This window comes from Microbulbifer magnicolonia, assembly GCF_035117725.1.
GTDB lineage: Bacteria > Pseudomonadota > Gammaproteobacteria > Pseudomonadales > Cellvibrionaceae > Microbulbifer > Microbulbifer magnicolonia.
Genome location: NZ_JAYEFD010000001.1, coordinates 789,254 through 809,643, shown reverse-complemented (window position 1 = coordinate 809,643; position 20,390 = coordinate 789,254). Strand labels below are relative to the sequence as shown.

Sequence of the window (20,390 nt, the reverse complement as noted above, 5' to 3'; positions counted from 1 at the left end):
TTCAGACATCGATATGAGGTTCTGAGGAGGAATACCCGTGCGTTTATTGATGCAAGTTCTGATTCCGGTGGAAAAAGGCAATGCCAGTTACGCTGATAAGTCGATGTCGGCTGCGATAAGTGAGTTCATTGAAGCTGCTAAACCTGAAGCCGCGTATTTTCACGTATGGCAGGGGAAGCGTGCCGCTGTTTTCATATTCGAGGAAACACAGCAGGACAAGCTGATGGCGCATAATGAAGCTCTCTTTGCTGCGCTGAACGCCGAAATATGGATTACGCCGACGCTAAGTTTGGCAGAGCTGCAGAAGCATCTGTAATTGCCGAACTGAACGAATAGCCAGGGAAGATTCTGCCTTGCAAATGGACGTAGGGTAGGGTGTGGTGAGTCGAGAGCGTTTCGGTTAGCGGCACACCGTCCCTAATCGGATCCCTCTGTATGAAAAGCCAGGGTTGGGTCAAGTACTATTCACTGAACACAATGCCCTGCGAAGCTCGGTCACCCATGTGAACCTGCTCTGGCATGGTTGCCGTTGCAGAGTCCCGTTGGATGGGGTTAGTAGGCTTTTCGTCATGTCGCTGGCAGGGATTAGCTTCGCTGCGCTCGCTGGTCTCCGCGGGCTGCGCCCGCTGCGGCTCGAACGGGATTCTCATCCTAATCTGCCCCACCGCCATATAAAAAAACCCGGCATAAAACCGGGTTCTTTTATATGGCGGTGGGGCAGGGATTCGAACCCTGGGACCTGTTACAGTCAACGGTTTTCAAGACCGCCGCTTTCGACCACTCAGCCACCCCACCAAATTGTCCGGCGCATTATACCGGGCGTATTTTCCGGTACAAGGGCGCGTACGATTTTTTTTAGGCAGTTCAATGAGTTAGCTGATTTATTGACCAGCGCCGTCCGTGGCGCGGATCTGCCGGAGGAGGGGATTTGGCTCAATCCAAAACGAGCCTGACTCCGGCTGCTAAATCACCAACTAGCTGTTTGCCTTAAACTCAGCTGGCCTCCGCAGAGTCATCACCGAGCGTGTCGTTGGCCTGCGGTGCCTGCCGTGCGACGCGGGGGTCGTTGGCCGGGCGGGGCAGGGGGCGCGGGTTGTGCTCGATTGCTGCCGGCTGCGCAGTGTCCAGCGGTTGCAACAACCCGAGATCGCGGTGCTCAGTAACGACCGCCAGTTCCTGCAAAGGTTGCGGGTTTACCCGCGGATCATTACTGGCGCGGCCACCGAGGGGGGCCACTGCCGGCTTCAGCTTTTCTGCGGGTTCTGCGGTCGTCACTTCAGTGGCAACAGCCACCTCTTCGGCGGGCTTTTCGATTGCCTCTTCGGTAACGGCCGCTTCCGCTTCTGCAGGTGCCGCTTCTGCAATGACTTCCGCTTCGACCGGTGCGATTGAGGTCACTTCCTCTGCCGCGGGTGGCTGCTCTCGCTCTGCAACAGCCGGCGCTTCCGCTGGGGCTTCGGCTTCCTGTGGTTGCTCAGCGGCGACCGCTGCGCGCGGCTGTTCAGCGGCAAGCTCTGGCTCGGCTTGCGGTGCTTTCGCTGCCGGCGCTGGACGCTCCGCCGCGGCAGCGGGTTTTTCCTCTGCCGCCGCCGTGGTCACTTCCGGTTCGCGGGTCTCTGCGGCCTTTTCTTCCGACTTCTTGGCTTCGCCCTCGGCCTCGTCGATGGCTTCCCTGACCTCGCGATCGAGCTCCTCCTGACCCTGGGCCACTGCCGCGGCCGCGGCATTGTCCCCGCGTCGACCGCGACGACGGGCCTGGGGACGACCGCGGACATTACTTGGGCGACGCGACGGGCGCTGCTCTTCTGCGGTCTCTTCGGCGAACTCGGCGCTCTCTGCAGTTACTTCGGTTTCAACTGCCGGGGTCTGGCTTTCGTCGCGGCGGCGTCGCCCCTCGCCACCACGGCGACGGCGTCTGCGGCGTTGACCTTCGCCAGTGGGGCGCTCCGCGGCGGCCTCGCGGACCTCTTCACGCTTGGCGGGACGCTTTTCTTCGCGGCGCTCCTCGCGGCGTTCTTCGCGGCGCTCCTCGCGCTTGGCTTCCTGCTTGCCCTCTTCGCGACGATCCTCCCGCCGGCGGGTCGTGGTGCGTGCGCCGCGACCGCCGCGGCCGCTGCGCTGGGCGCGCTGCTGCTGGTAATCCTTGCCGCGGCCCTTGCCTTTCTTGTGCTTCTTGGTCTTCTCGCCCTCACCGCCAAAGAGTGCGGCGATAGCGCTGATCAGTCGGCTGATCAGTCCCGGTTCGGGCTGCTTCTCCGGCGTCGGCGTCGGCGTCGGCGTCGGCGCCGGGGCCGCATGCGTTATTTGCTGCACCGCGGGCTGCGCGGGCGGACGCATGGGCTCCTCTTCCAATTTGGCGCCGGTGTCCTCCACCATGGTGCCGGAAATCTTGTAAGAGGTTTCCACGGTTCCGGCTTCATCGTCGCGCAGGCGCTGCACTTCGAAGTGCGGCGTTTCCATATCGGCGTTCGGCACCACCACCACGCGGGTGTTGTTGCGCGCTTCGATATTGGAAATGGTCTTGCGCTTTTCGTTCAGCAGGTAAGTCGCGACATTCACCGGGGTGATTGCGCGGATCTCTGCACTGCGCTCTTTCTTCGCCTCTTCCTCCACCAGGCGCAAAATGGACAGCGCCAGCGATTTGGTGCCGCGAATGGTGCCCTGGCCGCTACAGCGCGGGCAGACGCGGAAAGTGGTTTCACCGAGGGACGGGCGCAGGCGCTGGCGCGACATTTCCAGCAGGCCAAAGCGGGAGATGCGGCCTACCTGTACGCGGGCGCGGTCCATGCCTAGAGCCTTTTCCATGCGCTTTTCCACTTCGCGCTGGTTGCCCTTGTTCTGCATGTCGATAAAGTCGATCACCACCAGGCCGCCCATATCGCGCAGGCGCAGCTGGCGGGCGATCTCGTCCGCAGCTTCCAGGTTGATATTGCGCGCCGTCTCCTCGATGTCGCCGCCTTTGGTGGCACGCGAGGAGTTGATATCGATGGATACCAGCGCCTCGGTGACGTCGATCACGATAGAGCCGCCGGAGGGCAGCTTTACTTCGCGCTCGAAGGCGGTCTCGATCTGGCTTTCAATCTGGTAGCGGTTGAAGAGCGGAATCGCATCTTCGTAGTACTTCACCTTGTTGGCGTAGTGCGGCATCACCTGACGGGCAAATTCGGCGGCCAGCTGGTAGGCGCCCTTGTCGTCGACGATGACCTCGCCGATATCGTCGCGCATATAGTCGCGAATGGCGCGGATAATGACGTTGCTCTCCTGGAACAGGAAGTGCGGCGCCTTGGAGCCATCGGCTTCTGTCTTGATCGCGTCCCACAGCTGCAGCAGGTAGGTCAGATCCCACTGGAGCTCTTCGCCACTGCGGCCGACGCCGGCGGTGCGCACGATAATGCCCATGCCGGACGGCACTTCTACGTCGGCCAGCGCATCGCGCAGGTCGGAGCGTTCATCGCCCTCGATGCGGCGCGAGATGCCGCCGGCGCGCGGGTTGTTCGGCATCAGCACCAGGTAACGGCCGGCCAGGCTGATAAAGGTGGTCAGGGCGGCGCCCTTGTTGCCGCGCTCCTCCTTGTCCACCTGCACGATGACTTCCATGCCCTCTTTGACCACATCCTTGATCTTGATGCGGCCTTCGATGTCCTTCGGCTGTTTGATGAAGTAATCGCGGGAAATTTCTTTCAGCGGCAGAAAACCGTGGCGCTCTTCACCGTAGTCGACGAATGCGGCTTCCAGGGAGGGTTCTACGCGGGTGATCTTGCCTTTGTAGATGTTGGCTTTTTTCTGTTGGCGGGTTCGATTCTCGATATCCAGGTCATATAACCACTGGCCATCGACCAGGGCTACACGCAACTCTTCAGGCTGAGTCGCGTTGATGAGCATTCTCTTCATGCGTGTCTTGTATCCTTGCGTTGCGCAAAGGTGGGACACCGCAGTTCACAGGCTTGTGGATTGGCAGCCGCGCGGACGCGGCCGCGGGGCGGGCAGGGACGTGGGATAGCGCTGTTCCAGCCGATAGCCACTGCTATTCGGACTGGGCAAAGCGGGGTTTTACCCACTCGTCACACTGCTGTAACTCCGAATGCGTGCAAATGGCGAGGCATTCGTTGGTACCTTTCGTACCTTTACCTTTGGCACCTTTTATAGAGTGCTACCCAGATTCGGTCTCGCGCCTTTGGTTAGTCGGGCGCGTTCTGACTGGGCGCCACCCATCAGTAATGACTAATGCGGGTGGCGAGGTTTACGTCCTTCGTTCGGCTCTGTCGGTCGGCTTTTGGCCGATCCCCCTTGGTTCTATCTGTTTTATCGCCGGGTTCGCGGAAATCTGTGCTGCCCGGGTTGCCAGTGCGGTCGCTGGCGGTTTCTACAGAGCGGGACGCAAATGTATGAGTCGTCCTTTCAAGCGCTGCGGGCTGCGGCCCGTCTTACCTTCGCGATAATTACCCGCACAGTGGCGGGAGTTGTAGCCGGCGAGGCGCCCCGGGAATCTGTAGGTTGGGGCACGCCTTGCCGGCGAAGTTTTGTCAATGACGCGGCCCATCTTTCATCTGGAGAGGCGCGCACCGGCCGATTGGCGGTATTTTCTCTGGAACCATGGCTGTCACTTCAACTGAAGGCGACGCCCCTGGCCGAAAACCAGCCCAATTCAGGCCGGCCGAATATAGCACGGCCGGCGAGGTGCTTCAATTGGCGTCGCGGCGGCGGTATGATGCGCCCCATGCGAAGTACACCCCCCTCCGATACGGCCTCTGCGGCCACACCTTCCGATACCTGGAACCCCTCTGGCGGCGTGCAGTTGCTGACCGTGCCCGGCGAGCTCGCGGGCCAGCGAATCGACAACTTCCTGCAGGCGCGACTCAAGGGGGTTCCCCGGTCGCGCATTTATCGCATTCTGCGCAAGGGAGAGGTCAGGGTAAATAAAGGAAGGGTAAAGGCGGAGTACAAGCTGTGTGCTGGCGACGTGGTGCGCGTGCCGCCGATCCGCGCTGCCGAACAGGCGCCGGCGCCCCTCGCGGGCGACCAGCTGCGCCAGCTGGTGGAAGAATCCATACTTTACGATGCGAAGGGTCTGCTGGTGATCAATAAGCCGCCGGGTCTCGCAGTGCACGGCGGCAGTGGTGTGCGCCTGGGGCTGATTGAGGTCTTGCGGCAGATGTACCCGCAGAGCCCGTTCATAGAGCTGGTTCACCGTCTCGATCGGGATACCAGCGGGGCAATCCTGGTGGCGCGTAAGCGCTCGGTGCTGCAGCATGTGCAGGCTGAACTCCGCGGCGGCCGGGTCGGGAAGTCCTATCTGGCTTTGGCGTCAGGCAAGTGGCCGCGCGGTCGCCGCGTGGTGGAGGCGCCGCTGCGCAAGAATACGCTGAAAAGCGGTGAGCGCATGGTGTCCGTCGATCCGGACGGCAAGGCATCGGAAACCCGTTTCCAGGTGTTGGAGCGCTTCAAGGGGGCAACGCTGGTCTCCGCGGAGCCGGTCACCGGGCGCACACACCAGATCCGCGTGCACGCCCAGTTTGTCGGTTGCCCGCTTGCCGGTGACACCAAGTACACCGCTGACGAGGTCAATCGGGAGTTTCGCGATCTGGGGCTCAGGCGCCTGTTCCTGCATTCGGCCAGGGTGCGCTGCACATTGCCCGACGGCGAGCCGGTGGCAGTAGAGGCCCCGCTGTCGGCGGAGCTGGAAGCGGTGCTGGTGGCGCTGCGCAAGCAATAGAAGTGGTTGGACAGCTATGTTGGTAATCCTCGACTGGGATGGCACCGTGTGCAATTCCGAGGCGCGCATCGTTTCCTGTATGCAGCGCGCCGCCGACAGGGTGGGGCTGCCGGTGCTGGCGCCGGAGGCGATCGGCAATATCATCGGCCTCGGTCTGCCGGAGGCGATTCAGTCGCTGTTCCCCGAGGCTGCCAGTGATCAGCGCCATAAGCTGCGCGAACTGTACTCGGAAGAGTGGCTGGCTGCGCGCAGTGAGCCGCTGCCGCTGTTTGACGGCGTGCTGGAGACCCTGGATCAGCTGCTGGGCGGCGGCCACCAGTTGGCAGTGGCTACCGGCAAGAGTCGCAGGGGGCTCAATCGCGAATTTGTCGAGCACGGCCTGGAGGGGCTGTTTATCGCCAGCCGCTGTGCCGATGAGACGGCATCGAAACCGGACCCGCGGATGTTGCGTGAACTGCTGGACGAGACCGGCTGCGCGGTCGAGTATGCCGTGATGGTTGGCGATACCGTGTACGACCTGGAGATGGCCGCGTCGGCGGGCATGGCGTCTATCGGCGTCAGCTATGGCGTGCACTCTCCGGAGCGTTTGTCGCACTTCAGGCCGCGCGCGATCATCGATCACTTCTCCGAGCTGCTCGCCTGGCCCCCGCTGATCCCGTGATCGGCGATCGCCAGCGGGTCGATGCCAAATTCCAGCAGCAGATCGACCAATCGAATTAATGGGAGGCCAATCAGGGAATTCAGGTCTGACCCTTCCATTTTTTCGAATAATACTATGCCCAGGCCTTCCGCTTTGAACGAACCCGCACAGTCGTACGGGGTTTCCAGTTCCAGGTAGCGCCGGATCTGCCGGTCGCTGAGCTTGCGGAAGTGCACGGTGAATGTCTCCACCGCCGTCCGCTGTTTGCCACTGGCGGCGTCCAGCAAGCAGATGCCGGAGTGAAAGTGCACGGCGCGGCCGCTGCTGGCGCGCAGCTGTGCTGCGGCCCTCTCCGGGGTGCCCGGCTTGCCCAGCGCGCGCCCCCCGCACTCCGCGACCTGGTCTGAACCTATGATCAGTGCGTCCGGATAGCGGGGCGACAGTGCCTGTGCCTTTTCCTGCGAGAGTCTCCGCGCCAGCGCAATCGGTTGCTCGCCCGGCATTGCCTCTTCATTTATATGGGCTGGTGCGCACTCGAAAGGTATTCGCAGCTGTTTAAGCAGTGCACTTCGGTAAGGTGAGCTGGAGGCTAGAATCAAGGGGCGAGCCATATCGAAAGAGTCCAGTGAACGTGATGGAAACCGGCCGCAGAGCCCGATACTGCGGTGGTTGAATTGTTTTGACAAGGGTAGGGCTTGTCCATAGAATTGCGCGCTTATGTCGATACCCCCCTCTACAGCAGCACTTCCAAAGATCGTCGATGCGCGGAAGTTGGTGCAGCGCGAGCAGCATCTGGTCGGCATTCTGCCGCACGGCTCGCTGGGGCGACTCAGTGCTGCAGTGGAGTCGATTGACGGAGATGTCCGCGCCGATCTCCAGTTCGGGCGGGATCTGCAGAGACACCTCACGGTGAGCGGCAAGTTGCAGTGCAGCGTGCAGCTGCAGTGTCAGCGCTGCCTGCAGCCGATGCCCGAACAGGTGGAGGCGGAGTTTCGCTGGGGTATCGTGTGGTCCGAAGAGCAGGGCAAGGCTCTGCCGAAGGACTTGGATCCAGTCGTGCAGGACGGCGATGAACTGAACCTGTACCAGATACTGGAAGATGAGATTTTGCTCAATCTGCCGATGGTGGCCTACCACGAGCAGGAGTGTGTCGCCCGCGACCGCTTCCAGTTCGGGGCGGATGCCGACAAGGCGGATGAGCAACGGGAAAACCCCTTTAAAGTGCTGGAACAGTTGAAGGGTTCATCGAACAAACCGTAAGGCTGTTGGGTGAGTTTGGGCTCGCCGGTAGGCGCCCCGGTTCCAGTGAAATCTGTTTATTTTAGGAGCAAGACATGGCTGTTCAGCAAAACAAAAAGACTCGTTCCCGTCGCGGTATGCGTCGCTCTCACGATGCCCTGGGCGCCGGTGCGACCCTGTCCGTTGACCCGACTACCGGTGAAAAGCACCGTCGTCACCACGTGACCAAAGACGGTTTCTACCGCGGTCGCAAGGTGATCGAAGTCGGCGGCTCTGAAGAAGAGTAAACTTTGTCCAGCCAATTGCGATTGGCCGTGGATGCGATGGGCGGGGACTTAGGTCCCCGCTCTGTCGTTCCGGCCTGCATCAGATTCCTCAAAAAATTCCCCGAAGCTGAGCTGAAATTATTCGGCCCCAGCACCCAACTCCAAGCGCTGATCGATGAGGCGCGCCAGCCACAGTTTTGCAGCCGGCTGCAAATTGCGCCCTGCGAACAGGTCATCACCCAAAGCTGTAACCCGCTTCAGGCAGTGCGCCACAAGCGCGAATCCTCTATGGCGCTGGCATTGCAGGCTGTGGCCAGTGGCGAGGTGCAGGCCATGGTCACCTCGGGCAACACCGGCGCCCTCCTGGCGCTGAGCCGCAGCATTCTCGGCAATATAGAAGGTGTGCGAAAACCCGCGCTGGGCAAATCCGTGCCAACGGAGCAGGGATCCTGCTTCCTGCTGGATCTCGGTGCTAACATCGACTGTAGTGCCGAAGACCTGCTGCAGTTTGCCCGCATGGGGATCGAGGCTCAGCGGGTTCACACCGGCAGGCGAGACCTGAAAGTCGCGCTGCTCAATATCGGTGCGGAGGCGCACAAGGGCACCGAAGAGATTCGTCGCGCGGCCGAGCTGCTCAATGCGGATCCGAAGATCAACTACGCTGGATTCGTCGAGGGGCACGATATTTTTACCGGTGTGGTGGATGTCGTGGTCTGCGACGGCCTGATGGGAAATGTCGCGATGAAGTCCGCCGAGGGCGTCATTCGACTAATGGGTCAAAAAGCGTTCACCATCGAGAAAAAGGGGTATTTCAAACGTTTTTTTGGCCAATTAGCCATAAAGCTGTTGCGAAAATGGCGCACACAGGTAGAACCCGCCCGCTATAATGGCGCCAGCTTTTTAGGGGTGAAAGGCAACGTGATCAAAAGCCATGGCGGTGCCAGCAGTGAGGCATTTTACCGGGCCCTGGTCACCGCCAAAGAGTGTGCCGAAGCCGATCTGGCAGCGAGAGTCGGTCGCGCCATGGCTCAGCCCTGAGTACCCCGCGATCGAACAGTGCAAACCAGGTTTAAGGATGTGCCATGACCAATGCAAGGCTCGCATTCGTCTTTCCCGGCCAGGGCTCCCAGCAGATAGGTATGCTGGCGGAAGCTGCGGCTGAATTTCCCGAGATCCACGCCACTTTCTCCGAGGCGTCCGACGTCCTCGGCTACGACCTCTGGGACCTGTGCCAGACCGGCGAGCAGGCCGATATCAATCTGACCGAGCGCACCCAGCCGCTGTTGCTGACTGCCAGTGTAGCGCTGTACCGCGCCTGGTGCGCCCGCGGCGGTGCGCGTCCCGCGCGCATGGCGGGTCACAGTCTGGGCGAGTGGTCCGCGCTGGTATGCGCCGGCACTCTGTCGTTTAAGGATGCCGTGCGCCTGGTGCGCGAGCGCGGTCGCCTGATGCAGGAGGCCGTGCCGGCCGGTGAGGGCGCCATGGCCGCCGTTATCGGATTGGACGATACCGCGGTGGAATCCGCCTGTGCGGAAGCCGCCCAGGGGCAAGTGGTCGCGGCGGTGAACTACAACTCGCCGGGCCAGGTGGTGATCGCGGGCAGCAGTGCCGCAGTCGCAAGGGCAATTGAGGCCTGTAAGGCCGCGGGCGCAAAGCGCGCCATGCCGCTGCCGGTCAGCGCCCCGTTTCACACCGAATTGATGCGTCCGGCGGCGGACAAGCTGGCCCCGCAAATCGAAGCCACGGTTTTTCACGCGCCGGAAATTCCAGTGATTCACAATGTGCACGCCAAGCCGGAGGCAGAACCTCACGCGATCAAGGCGCTGATGGTGGAGCAGATCTACAGTCCGGTTCGCTGGACCGCCTGCGTTCAGGCGATGGTCGCCGGCGGAACAGCAGAACTGGTGGAATGCGGTCCGGGCAAGGTGCTCGCCGGCCTGGCCAAGCGCATCGATCGAGATCTCGCCTGTCACAATATCGACACACCCACTCAATTCAATGAGGCTTTACTGGCTACTGCCGGCTGAGCACGCCTTTGGCAAAAGCGTCTTTTGCCGAAATTACGTGGAGTAACAATGACACTAACAATTTCCCTCAACGACAAGGTGGCACTGGTCACTGGCGCCAGCCGCGGTATTGGCGCCGCCATTGCCGATACGCTCGGCAGTCTGGGTGCCACCGTAATCGGAACGGCCACCAGCGCCGCCGGCGCCGAGAAGATCAGCGCGCGTTTTGCTGAAAAAGGCATCGCCGGTGCCGGCAAGGTGCTGGACGTGACCAGCCCAGAAAGCCTGGTCGAGCTGCTGGATTCTGCCAAGAGCGAATTCGGCGCGCCCACCATATTGGTGAACAACGCCGGCATCACCAAGGACAACCTGCTGATGCGCATGAAGGACGAGGAGTGGGATTCGGTGATCGACACGAATCTCTCCGCAGTGTATCGCGTGACCAAAGCCTGCCTTCGCGACATGACCAAGGCTCGCTGGGGGCGCATCATCAATATCAGTTCAGTCGTGGGCAGTATGGGCAATGCCGGGCAGAGCAACTACGCTGCCACCAAGGCGGGCGTTGCCGGTTTTGCGCGTTCGCTGGCAGCCGAGGTCGGCTCCCGCGGTATTACGGTCAATACAGTTGCTCCCGGTTTTATCGATACCGATATGACCAAGGTATTGCCCGAAGCGCAGCGGGAAGCGCTGATGAGCAAGATTCCGCTGGGTCGTCTCGGCGCACCCGAAGAGATCGCTTCCGTTGTTGCATTTTTGGCCAGCGACGCCGGTGGATATGTCACCGGTGAGACTATCCATGTAAACGGCGGCATGTATATGGCGTGAGATTTTTTCTCAAAAAGCCATATAACGTATTGATTTAAAAGGCTTTTGTATTCAAGCTAACGGCAATGACAGGCTGCGCATTACATCCCGAAAAAGTTGGGGTACAATGCCGCCTCGCATTAACCAGAAGCTGTGTGAGCCGGTCGTTATCTCCGCAACTCAGTGCGGCCCAATCCCAATAATCAGGGAACAATAACGACTACAACAGATTTTTATCCACTAGGAGTTAAATTGAATCATGAGCAGCATTGAAGAGCGCGTTAAAAAGATCGTTGCTGAACAACTGGGCGTGAAGGAAGAAGACGTTAAGCCTGAAGCCTCTTTTGTTGAAGATCTGGGCGCTGACTCCCTCGACACAGTTGAGTTGGTAATGGCTCTGGAAGAGGAATTCGAAACTGAAATTCCCGACGAAGAAGCCGAGAAAATTACTACTGTTCAGCTTGCTATCGATTACATCAAGGAAAACCTTGGTTAATCCCCGCTGGGTAGTTTAGCTCCGGATAGCCGTTTGCTATCCGGCGCCGAATATATTGCGAGAGCCGTTCTATGTTGAGTAGTACGGCTCTCCTTTTATTGGCACTAAAGAATTGTGACTGCTGACATTGACTTTGTCCGGCTTAATCGAGGCGGTATCGTCAGCAGGCAGGAGAGTATTTCGGGGGAACACGAGTGTCGCGTAGAAGAGTTGTCGTAACCGGAATGGGTATGGTGAGCCCGCTGGGCAATACCCTGGGCGAGACCTGGTCTGCCATCCTCGCTGGCACCAGCGGTGCAGCGCCGATCGAGACGTTTGATGTTTCGGCATTTTCCACCCGCTTTGCGGCGACGGTTAAGAATTTCGATCCCACTCCCTATATGCCGGAAAAAGAAGCGCGCAAAATGGACGTGTTTCTGCAGTATGGCATGGCTGCGGCTATCCAGGCGGTGGAAGACAGCGGTCTCGAGGTGAACGAGGAGGATGCCCAGCGCATCGGTGCCTGTATCGGCTCCGGAATGGGCGGCATTCAGGCAATTGAAAACAATGCCATGCTGATCGCGGAAAAGGGCCCGCGCCGGGTGTCCCCCTTCTTTGTGCCGGGCGCCATCATCAATATGGTCGCCGGCAACCTGTCGATCAAGTACGGCATGAAAGGCCCGAACCTCTCCACTACGACTGCCTGCACCACCGGCACCCATGCGATTGGCCTGGGTATGCGCTGTATTCAGTACGGCGACGCCGATGTCATGGTTTGCGGCGGTGCGGAGATGGTCACTACACCCGTTGGTCTGGGCGGTTTCTGTGCGGCCCGCGCGCTGTCTACGCGCAATGACGACCCCCAGAGCGCCAGTCGTCCCTGGGACAGGGATCGCGACGGTTTCGTGCTGGGTGAGGGTGCCGGGGTGCTGGTACTCGAAGAGTACGAGCGGGCCAAAGCGCGCGGCGCCACTATTTATGCGGAGTTGACCGGATTCGGCATGAGTGGCGATGCCTACCACATGACCTCCCCGCCGGAGGACGGTGCCGGTGCGGCCCTGTCGATGCGGAATGCGCTGAGCGATGCCGGTCTTGGCCCGGACGGGATTCAGTACATCAATGCCCACGGTACCTCGACCCCCCTGGGCGACAAGGCGGAAATCACGGCGGTGCACTCTGTCTTTGGCAGTGCCGCCGACAAGCTGGCCGTCAGCTCCACCAAATCCATGACCGGCCATCTGCTCGGCGCTGCCGGCGCCGTAGAGGCGATCTTCTCGGTCCTGTCTCTGCGCGACCAGGTGGCGCCGCCGACCATCAACCTGGACAATCCGGATGAGGCCTGCAACGGCATCAATCTGGTGCCGCAGGAGGCCCAACAGCTGGCCATTGAGGCTGTGCTGTCAAACTCCTTTGGCTTCGGTGGCACCAACGGCTCGCTGATCTTCAAGCGCGTCTGATCCACTGCGCCCGCCACTAAGCCCAGAGCTGAGGCGGGCGTTTCTGTTTTTGGGGGAGGTATGACAGAGCTCCCGCAATTCTTCTGCCGCGGCCTGGCCGTGGCCTCGCTGCCGCAAGACCATGTCTACGACCTTGGGCTGCTCGAGACAATGCGTTGCCAGCATGGCTCCGTGCCACTCTGGGCGCTGCATCGGGCCCGCCTGCAACGCGGCGGGCATCTGAGCGTAGCGCTGCTGGCCGAAGTGGACAGGGCCGTGCGGAAGATCGCAGCGAACTGCCCATCTGCATCCGCAAAGCTGCGCCTGCGCTGGGGGTTGGTTGACGCCGAGGAGCGGTGGGATTTGAGCCTCCTGCCGCTGGAGCCGACCCCGGAGCTGACACAGGGCGCCCGCCTCTTTCCATGCGCCACGCGACTCGAATCTCCCGATTCTGCCAACCTGGGCTGCAAAACGCTGCGGCGCACGCGATATAATCGCGCCAGGAGCGAGTTGCCGGCCGGAGAGCCGACTGACGGGCTGTTGCGGGACAGTCGCGGCTGGGTTATCGAGAGCCTGCGCTGTAACCTGCTGGCCCGGATCAGTGGCACCTGGGTTACCCCGGACCTGAGTCGATGCGGCGTGCGCGGTGTGATGCGGGACTGGATAGCGCGTCACATCGAGTTGTCTGAAATGAACCTGGATCTCGAGTCTCTCTGCCAGGCGGATGAAGTGGCGCTGTGCAACAGTGTACGCGGCGTGATGCCGGTGACAGAGTTGATTGGCTATCGCAACTGGCCCATCGGGCCTGAGACGCGGAAGCTGCAGCAGCTGATAGCGGAAGAATTGTGGTGAAGAAGAAGCAAGTTAAGCCCCGTAAGAATATCTGGCGCTATGTCGTTGGTGCGCTCGTTCTGGTGCTGCTGTCGGCATTCATTGGACTCTGGGCCGCCAAGACAGCCCTGGTGCAGCCGCTCGCCGTGGGCGAAGACGGAATGCGCTTCGAAGTGGCAAGCGGCAGCAACCTGTCGCGGGCGCTTCGGGACCTGGGGCGTGAGGGAGTGATCAGGTGGCCGCGCCTGGTGCTGGCCTACGCCTACTGGCAGGGCGAAACGCGTATCCACGCCGGTGAATATCTGTTGCCCTATGGCAGTAATGCCATGGACCTGGTGGCCCGCCTCAATCGCGGCGACGTGACCCGCTACCGCCTCACTCTGGTGGAGGGCTGGACCTTTCGCCAGGCGCTGGATCAGATACGGGCGGGGCGAAACATCATCAAGTCGGAGGCGGGTAGCAGCGTGGAGAGCGCCAGCAGCGCGCTGGGTTTAGACGGCGCGACTGCCGAGGGATGGATTTTTCCCGACACCTACATCTACCGCTCGGGCACAACCGACATCGAGTTGCTGCGCCAGGCCTACCAGCGCATGCAGGGGGTGCTGGAAGAGGAGTGGCGGGCACGCGATGACAACCTGCCGTATGACTCCCCCTACGAAGCACTGATTATGGCCTCGCTGATTGAAAAGGAGACGGGCCAGCCTTCTGAACGCAGTGAAATCGCGGGCGTCTTCGTGCGCCGTCTCAACAAGGGCATGCGCCTGCAAACAGACCCAACCGTTATCTATGGACTGGGCACCGAGTTCGATGGCAACCTGACCCGGGCGCACCTGCGCCAGGCGACGCCGTACAACACCTATGTCATCAGCGGCCTGCCGCCCACGCCTATTGCACTGCCGGGGCGGGAGGCGATTCGCGCGGCGTTGAATCCGAAGCCCGGCAACAGTCTCTATTTCGTCGGCAAGGGTGATGGTTCCCATCACTTCTCGGCGACGCTGGCGGAGCACAACAGGGCCGTGCGCGAATATCAGCTCAAGCGCCGCGCTGACTACCGCTCCAGTCCGACAGAAGGAAATTGATTTTGCCGCGCGGAAAATTTATCACCCTCGAGGGTGTCGAGGGGGTGGGCAAGTCCACCAACCTGCAGTTTGTCACCGACTGGCTGCGCAAACAGGGGGTTGCATTTGTTCAGACCCGCGAGCCGGGCGGAACACCGCTGGCGGAACAGCTGCGGGAACTGCTTCTTTCGAAGCGCGAGGAGGTCGTGGACCCGACGGCTGAATTGCTGATGGTCTTTGCCGCGCGCGCGCAGCACCTGGCGCAGGTGATTATGCCCGCGCTCGAACGCGGGGACTGGGTGATCTGTGACCGCTTCACCGACGCCACCTATGCCTACCAGGGCGGCGGCCGCCAGCTGGACAGGTCGCTGATCGCGCTGCTGGAGCAAACGGTGCAGGGGGATCTCCGCCCGGATAGGATCCTGCTGCTGGATCTGGATCCGGACGTCGGCCTGCAGCGCGCCGCCCGCACCGGCGCGGCCGATCGTTTTGAGAGCGAGCAGCTGGCATTCTTCCAGCGCGTGCGGGCCGCTTATCGCGAGAGAGCCGCAGCCGACCCGTCCCGCTACGCGGTCATCGATGCGAGTCGTCCGCTGGAAGAGGTGCAGCAACAGCTGCAATCAGAGCTGGAAAAACTCATCCTGTAGGAGCGGCGGGGCGGCCATCCGCCCATGGCCGCGATCGAGCTCGGGAAACCACCCACCGCCGATCGCGGCCATGGGCCGCTCATACACAAACACTGTAAGACCGATATCAAGTGTCCGAAACCGACGAAATGCCAACTATTCCCTCACCGCTGCCCTGGCAAGCGGACCAGTGGCAGCGCCTCGGCGCCCAGTGGCGCGCCGGTCGCTGTCCGCACGCGCTGTTACTGAGTGGCCAGGCAGGCCTCGGCAAGCGGCGCTTCGCGGAGGCGTTTGCGGCGCTGGTGCTGTGTGAGCATCCGCGGGATGGTCTCGCCTGTGGCCAGTGCCGGGGCTGCCGCCTGTGGCAGGCCGGTTCTCACCCCGATTTTCTGCGGGTCGAACCGGAGAAGCCCGGCGGGCCACTCAAAGTCGAGCAGATCCGCCAGCTGGGCGCTTTCGTCGGTCGCACCAGCGGTCGCGAAGGCGCGAGGGTCGTGTGGCTGGCGCCGGCAGAGGCGATGAACGTCAATGCAGCGAACGCGCTGCTGAAGAATCTGGAGGAGCCGGCGGCCTCAGTGATTTTCCTGCTGGTTACCGATTCGCCGTCGGGCCTGTTGCCGACCATACGCAGCCGCTGCCAGGCCATTGCCTTTCCGGCGCCGGGCGAGGAGGCGGCACTGCGCTGGCTGCAAAAGGGGGGGCTGGATGGGCAGGCAGCGCGGCGCGCGCTGGTGCTTTCCGGGGGCGCACCGCTGCTTGCGCTGACGCTGGCGGAGCCGGCATCGCGCGAGGCCCGCGAGCAATTCCTGGGCGATCTCGCCACCCTGGCGCAGGGCAGTGCGAGCGCGGTGCCCCTGGCCGGGCGCTGGGAGAATCCCCCGGAGGGCGTCGAGCTGAGCCAGTTACTGCAGTTTTGGCAGCAGTGGCTGGCGCAGATGCTGCGTGTACGCAGCTGCGATCTGACTACGGACGCACAGATCATGGGGCTGTTGCAGCGCCTGCCGGGTACCGGCGAGGCGAGTCTCCGCCCGCTGTTCAGCTTCTATGACAAGCTCCTGCAGGCGCGCCAGGCGCTGAGTAGTGGGGCCAATCCCAACAAGCGGCTGCTGATCGAGGATTTGATGATTCATTGGGCAAAACTGTACGTTTAGTGAGCACCGCTCGCTGTACAGTTTTGCGACCGGCCATGGGCCGAAGGCGCCGTGAATACTTGGAGCGGCCGGACTGGCCGGGCCGGGCGGTGCTCCAGGGACGGCTGCTTGCGATAAGTCGGATTCGAGCCGGAGCTCCGCGAAGCCCAACTGGTGCCATGATCAAGCGCAGAGGCGGCCCTACTGCCGGTGGAAGTATGCGGGACACGGGCTAGGCGCCCCCCTTAAATACGTCCCTGTACGCTATCCTCGGCCATCCATGGCCGTGAAATGTCCCGCATACTTCCCCCCGGCATCAGATCCTGCGCTTCGAACTTAGGAATTCTTTTCCCGAGTCCCGAGTCCCGAGCCCAGGAATTCTGGACAGAACCGGTACGCTCAGATAAGTTACCGATAACCAAGAACAACGAGGTGCGGCAATGAAAGCCATGGGGGGCGGTGCCCGTAACGGCATCCTTTCACTGAAAATTCAGGACAAATCCGTACTCTATGCGGCTTATATGCCTTTCGTTAAGAACGGCGGCCTGTTCATCAGCACTGACAAGTCCTACAACCTCGGTGACGAGGTGTTTCTGCTGCTGAGCCTGATGGACGAACCGGAAAAGGTTCCGGTAGCGGGCAAGGTCGTCTGGATCACGCCGAGCGGTGCACAGGGCAACCGCACGCCGGGTATCGGCGTGCAGTTCGGTGACAAGGACAACATTGCGCAAAACAAGATTGAGACCTACCTGGCGGGCTCGCTCGAATCCAGCCGTCCCACCCACACGCTGTAATGCATTCAGACTTGCCCCTATCCCATGCTTGTAGATAGCCACTGCCATCTCGACAGACTCAAACTGGACAAGTTCGACGGCGGACTCGATGACGTACTGGATCTCGCCCGCAGTCGCGGTGTGGGCAAGTTCCTGTGTGTGGGCATCAGCCTGGAAAACGTCGATCGGGTAGTGGAACTGGCCGGGAAATATGACGACGTGGTCTGTTCCGTGGGCGTACATCCGCTGGATGTGGATTCAGGGCTTGCCGGCGTGGACGAATTGCTCGCGATGGCACAGAGGCCCAACGTCGTCGCCCTCGGCGAAACTGGTCTCGATTATTACTACAGCACCGAAACCAGGGAAATCCAGCAGCAGAGCTTTATCGCCCACCTGCAGGCGGCAGGGCGGGCGCGGCTTCCCGTGATCGTGCACACCCGCGATGCGCGCGAAGATACCCTCGCGCTAATCCGCGAACACGGCGACTCCGATCATGCCGGGGTGCTGCACTGCTTTACCGAGAGCTGGGATATGGCCAGGGCGGCGCTCGACCTCAATTACTACATTTCCCTCTCCGGTATTGTGACCTTCAAGAATGCCGAAGAGTTGCGCGATGTCGCGCGCAAACTGCCCCTGGAGCGCCTGCTGGTGGAAACCGATTCCCCCTACCTGGCGCCGATACCTTATCGAGGCAAGCCGAACATTCCAGCCTATGTCCGCGAAGTTGCGGAATTTATTGCCGAGTTGCGCGGCATGCCTTTCGAGCAGTTGGCCGAGATCACTACCGAGAACTTTTACCGTCTATTCCCCCGGGCCGCCTGAGCCCGGATACCGAATGACAGGAATCCCTCTCAATTACAGGAATCCCTCCCCAATGATGAAACAGCAATTGCAGGCCATGCTGGTACTGCAAGACGAGATCAATACGCTGGTTAACGACAACTGGCGCGCGCAAAACTTCGCCTGGTACCGTGCCATTTGGGTCGAGAGTGCTGAACTGCTGGACCACTTCGGCTGGAAGTGGTGGAAGAAGCAGGAGCCGGATATGGATCAGGTCAAGCTCGAGCTGGTAGATATCTGGCACTTCGGACTCAGCCTGGAACTGCAGCAGGGCAGCCCCGAGCAGGTAGCGGCGCATATGCTCGAAGAGCTCGGGGCAGGGCAGCGCAGTGTTGGGGACTTCCGTACCGACCTGGAGGCCTTCACCCTGAATACCCTGGCCAGCAAGCAGTTCGACCTGGTGGGTTTCGCGCAGTTGCTCGCGGATGCCGATATGTCCTTTGACGAGCTTTACCAACGCTATGTGGGCAAGAACGTCCTCAACCGTTTTCGTCAGGACAACGGTTATAAAGACGGCACTTACGTGAAGAGCTGGGCGGGCCGCGAGGACAATGAACACCTGGCTGAGATAGCCAACACGCTGGACACTTACGCCGCAGACTACAGCCAGCAGGTCTACCTGGCTCTGCGGGAACGCTACCGGGAAACCGCGATTGCGTAATGGGACTCAGGTTAAGTTGTTCATTAAATGCGCAGAGTCCAGCCTACGACCTAGGTCCTGGATCTCGCATGGCGAGATGAAATTTGCTCGCAAGGCTCTATAATGCGGGCCGCTTACAAACGAGGGAGAACTATCGTGAAAGCACCTGTTCGTGTTGCTGTTACCGGCGCTGCCGGTCAGATCAGCTATTCGCTGCTGTTCCGCATCGCCTCCGGCGAAATGCTGGGCAAAGATCAACCGGTCATCCTGCAGCTGCTGGAAATCACCCCGGCCCTGGAAGCACTGAAAGGCGTGGCCATGGAGCTCGAAGACTGCGCCTTCCCGCTGCTGGCAGGTATCGTGCAGAGTGATGACGCCACTGTCGCTTTCAAGGACGCCGACTACGCACTGCTGGTCGGTGCACGTCCGCGCGGTCCGGGTATGGAGCGCAAGGACCTGCTGGAAGCCAACGCCGCCATCTTCTCGGCCCAGGGCAAGGCGCTGAACGACGTCGCCTCCCGCAATGTGAAGATCCTGGTTGTCGGCAACCCCGCCAACACCAACGCGCTGATCGCCCAGCGCAATGCGCCGGATCTGGATCCGCGCAATTTCACTGCCATGACGCGTCTGGATCACAACCGCGCGCTGTCGCAGCTGGCCGGCAAGACAGGCTCAAGCGTGAACGACATCGCGCATATGACTATCTGGGGCAACCACTCGTCTACCCAGTACCCCGACCTGTACCATGCCAAAGTTGCCGGTGCTGCCGCTATGGATAAGGTTGAGCAGGACTGGTACGAGAACGACTTCATACCGACTGTACAGCAGCGCGGCGCGGCCATTATCAAGGCGCGCGGCGCTTCTTCTGCGGCCTCTGCCGCCAATGCGGCCATCGACCATATGCGCGACTGGGCTCTCGGCACCAAAGACGGCGACTGGACCAGCATGGCCGTTTACAGCGATGGTTCCTACGGCATTCAGGAAGGCCTGATCTACTCCTTCCCCTGCACCTGCAAGAATGGCGACTGGGAAATTGTCCAGGGTGTCGATATCAATGAGTTCTCCCGCGAGAAAATGACTGCCACCGAGCAGGAACTGGCGGAAGAGCGCGACGCAGTGGCACATCTGCTGCCGTAATTCCTGCGCCTAGCCGTTAAAAAACCCGCATCTCGATGCGGGTTTTTTTATGGTCTCTATATCGCGGTTATGTCGTTTCCGCGAGACTGCTTATTACGAAACGCCGCAGTCGATACGTCCCGCGCTTGAGCTGACATTCAGATTCCGTCCTGAAGGTCTGAAGTTTCACTATGTGTCCCTGCCTCGGAACCGCACTACACTGAAATCGAATGCCACCCGGAGCCGCGTGCTATGGTCACCGAAGTCGGCCGCAATTCTTCTCGTTGTGCGTGCATTCTCCTGCAGCCCAACCAGTCCCTGTCACTTTCCGGCAACCTCTGGGTATTCGTGTCGCTGGTGGCGGTATCCCTGGGTATCAGCCTCGCCTTCGCCCTGGCGGGTGCCTGGATGATATTGCCCTTCGCCGGCCTGGAGCTGCTGTTGCTCGCCGTACTGTTTGGCTACGTCTATCTGGAGGGCACGCGACGCGAAGTGATTCGAATCAGTAATGAACGGGTGGTGCTCGACTGTTGCAAGGGTCACAGGCAGCAGAGTGTCTATCACCGGGAGTTTGCCCGGGAGAGCCTCGCGGTACTGGTGCGGATGGGAGGTAGTGCAACGGAACCGGCCTCAGTCAGCTTCAGCGGGCCGGAAGGATGCCTGGAAATAGGGGACTTCCTGACCGATGCCGAAAGGGCGGACCTGGTGCGGAAGCTCGGCCAGTGTGGTATCTGCGCGCGGAGGGAGAAGGAGTTCCGGCTGCAAGAGTTTTGATGCGGGCTATTAGGAGCGACCGC

Annotated in this window: 21 protein-coding genes and 1 tRNA gene; 19 read left to right on the top strand and 3 right to left on the bottom strand. The window is 61.0% G+C overall.

Annotation, left to right across the window (positions count from 1 at the left end; genetic code table 11):
* Nucleotides 1-37 precede the first annotated feature (37 nt).
* Nucleotides 38-316, top strand: coding sequence for a hypothetical protein (locus RRF64_RS03615; protein WP_323844457.1), 279 nt, complete (start codon nucleotides 38-40; stop codon nucleotides 314-316).
* A 391-nt stretch (nucleotides 317-707) separates the two neighbouring features.
* Here the strand turns inward: RRF64_RS03615 and RRF64_RS03610 are convergent.
* Nucleotides 708-795 (bottom strand) — tRNA-Ser (locus RRF64_RS03610).
* Nucleotides 796-993: 198 nt separating this feature from the next.
* Nucleotides 994-3,891, bottom strand: a complete 2,898-nt coding sequence (rne, locus tag RRF64_RS03605; protein ID WP_323844456.1) for a ribonuclease E — start codon at nucleotides 3,889-3,891, stop codon at nucleotides 994-996.
* A gap of 826 nt (nucleotides 3,892-4,717) precedes the next feature.
* Between rne and rluC the strand changes: the two genes are divergently transcribed.
* Together rluC and RRF64_RS03595 are read left to right on the top strand one after the other, a co-directional pair.
* On the top strand, nucleotides 4,718-5,713 hold the full coding sequence (rluC, locus tag RRF64_RS03600; protein WP_323844455.1) for a 23S rRNA pseudouridine(955/2504/2580) synthase RluC: 996 nt from the start codon (nucleotides 4,718-4,720) through the stop codon (nucleotides 5,711-5,713).
* Between the two features lie 16 nt (nucleotides 5,714-5,729).
* On the top strand, nucleotides 5,730-6,374 hold the full coding sequence (locus RRF64_RS03595) for an HAD-IA family hydrolase (protein ID WP_323844454.1): 645 nt from the start codon (nucleotides 5,730-5,732) through the stop codon (nucleotides 6,372-6,374).
* Here RRF64_RS03595 and RRF64_RS03590 read toward each other — a convergent pair.
* Nucleotides 6,332-6,964, bottom strand: coding sequence for a Maf family protein (locus tag RRF64_RS03590; protein ID WP_323844453.1), 633 nt, complete (start codon nucleotides 6,962-6,964; stop codon nucleotides 6,332-6,334). The genes RRF64_RS03595 and RRF64_RS03590 overlap by 43 nt on opposite strands.
* 106 nt (nucleotides 6,965-7,070) lie before the next feature.
* On the opposite strand from RRF64_RS03590, the gene RRF64_RS03585 reads away from it, so the two are divergent.
* From RRF64_RS03585 to RRF64_RS03510, 16 genes are all read left to right on the top strand, one after another.
* Nucleotides 7,071-7,613: a YceD family protein gene (locus RRF64_RS03585; RefSeq protein ID WP_323844452.1), complete on the top strand. Its 543-nt coding sequence runs from the start codon at nucleotides 7,071-7,073 to the stop codon at nucleotides 7,611-7,613.
* 74 nt (nucleotides 7,614-7,687) lie between these two features.
* Nucleotides 7,688-7,879, top strand: coding sequence for a 50S ribosomal protein L32 (gene rpmF, locus RRF64_RS03580; protein WP_069947959.1), 192 nt, complete (start codon nucleotides 7,688-7,690; stop codon nucleotides 7,877-7,879).
* 3 nt (nucleotides 7,880-7,882) lie between these two features.
* Entirely contained in the window at nucleotides 7,883-8,896 is a 1,014-nt protein-coding gene (gene plsX / locus RRF64_RS03575) for a phosphate acyltransferase PlsX (RefSeq protein ID WP_323844451.1), read from the top strand.
* Between the two features lie 44 nt (nucleotides 8,897-8,940).
* Nucleotides 8,941-9,885, top strand: a complete 945-nt coding sequence (gene fabD / locus RRF64_RS03570) for an ACP S-malonyltransferase (protein ID WP_323844450.1) — start codon at nucleotides 8,941-8,943, stop codon at nucleotides 9,883-9,885.
* A 48-nt stretch (nucleotides 9,886-9,933) separates the two neighbouring features.
* Nucleotides 9,934-10,689 (top strand): 3-oxoacyl-ACP reductase FabG, encoded by a 756-nt coding sequence (gene fabG, locus RRF64_RS03565; protein WP_323844449.1) that lies wholly within the window; start codon nucleotides 9,934-9,936, stop codon nucleotides 10,687-10,689.
* Nucleotides 10,690-10,927: 238 nt separating this feature from the next.
* Complete coding sequence (acpP, locus tag RRF64_RS03560; RefSeq protein WP_067080870.1) at nucleotides 10,928-11,164, top strand: acyl carrier protein; 237 nt, start codon at nucleotides 10,928-10,930, stop codon at nucleotides 11,162-11,164.
* Nucleotides 11,165-11,358: 194 nt separating this feature from the next.
* The gene (gene fabF / locus RRF64_RS03555; RefSeq protein WP_323844448.1) at nucleotides 11,359-12,600 is read left to right on the top strand and encodes a beta-ketoacyl-ACP synthase II; all 1,242 of its coding nucleotides are present in this window, start codon (nucleotides 11,359-11,361) and stop codon (nucleotides 12,598-12,600) included.
* Between the two features lie 60 nt (nucleotides 12,601-12,660).
* Complete coding sequence (locus RRF64_RS03550) at nucleotides 12,661-13,431, top strand: aminotransferase class IV (protein ID WP_323844447.1); 771 nt, start codon at nucleotides 12,661-12,663, stop codon at nucleotides 13,429-13,431.
* Nucleotides 13,428-14,489, top strand: coding sequence for an endolytic transglycosylase MltG (mltG, locus tag RRF64_RS03545; protein WP_323844446.1), 1,062 nt, complete (start codon nucleotides 13,428-13,430; stop codon nucleotides 14,487-14,489). Before RRF64_RS03550 ends, mltG begins: the two co-directional genes overlap by 4 nt.
* A gap of 2 nt (nucleotides 14,490-14,491) precedes the next feature.
* Nucleotides 14,492-15,115: a dTMP kinase gene (tmk, locus tag RRF64_RS03540; protein WP_323844445.1), complete on the top strand. Its 624-nt coding sequence runs from the start codon at nucleotides 14,492-14,494 to the stop codon at nucleotides 15,113-15,115.
* 128 nt (nucleotides 15,116-15,243) lie between these two features.
* Complete coding sequence (locus RRF64_RS03535; RefSeq protein ID WP_323844444.1) at nucleotides 15,244-16,245, top strand: DNA polymerase III subunit delta'; 1,002 nt, start codon at nucleotides 15,244-15,246, stop codon at nucleotides 16,243-16,245.
* Nucleotides 16,246-16,664: 419 nt separating this feature from the next.
* Entirely contained in the window at nucleotides 16,665-17,018 is a 354-nt protein-coding gene (locus RRF64_RS03530) for a PilZ domain-containing protein (RefSeq protein WP_323844443.1), read from the top strand.
* 24 nt (nucleotides 17,019-17,042) lie between these two features.
* Nucleotides 17,043-17,819 (top strand): TatD family hydrolase, encoded by a 777-nt coding sequence (locus RRF64_RS03525; protein WP_323844442.1) that lies wholly within the window; start codon nucleotides 17,043-17,045, stop codon nucleotides 17,817-17,819.
* A 55-nt stretch (nucleotides 17,820-17,874) separates the two neighbouring features.
* On the top strand, nucleotides 17,875-18,498 hold the full coding sequence (locus tag RRF64_RS03520; RefSeq protein ID WP_323845588.1) for a dUTP diphosphatase: 624 nt from the start codon (nucleotides 17,875-17,877) through the stop codon (nucleotides 18,496-18,498).
* Nucleotides 18,499-18,633: 135 nt separating this feature from the next.
* Complete coding sequence (locus RRF64_RS03515; RefSeq protein ID WP_323844441.1) at nucleotides 18,634-19,614, top strand: malate dehydrogenase; 981 nt, start codon at nucleotides 18,634-18,636, stop codon at nucleotides 19,612-19,614.
* A 231-nt stretch (nucleotides 19,615-19,845) separates the two neighbouring features.
* On the top strand, nucleotides 19,846-20,367 hold the full coding sequence (locus RRF64_RS03510; protein ID WP_323844440.1) for a DUF2244 domain-containing protein: 522 nt from the start codon (nucleotides 19,846-19,848) through the stop codon (nucleotides 20,365-20,367).
* The last annotated feature ends 23 nt before the right edge of the window (nucleotides 20,368-20,390 follow it).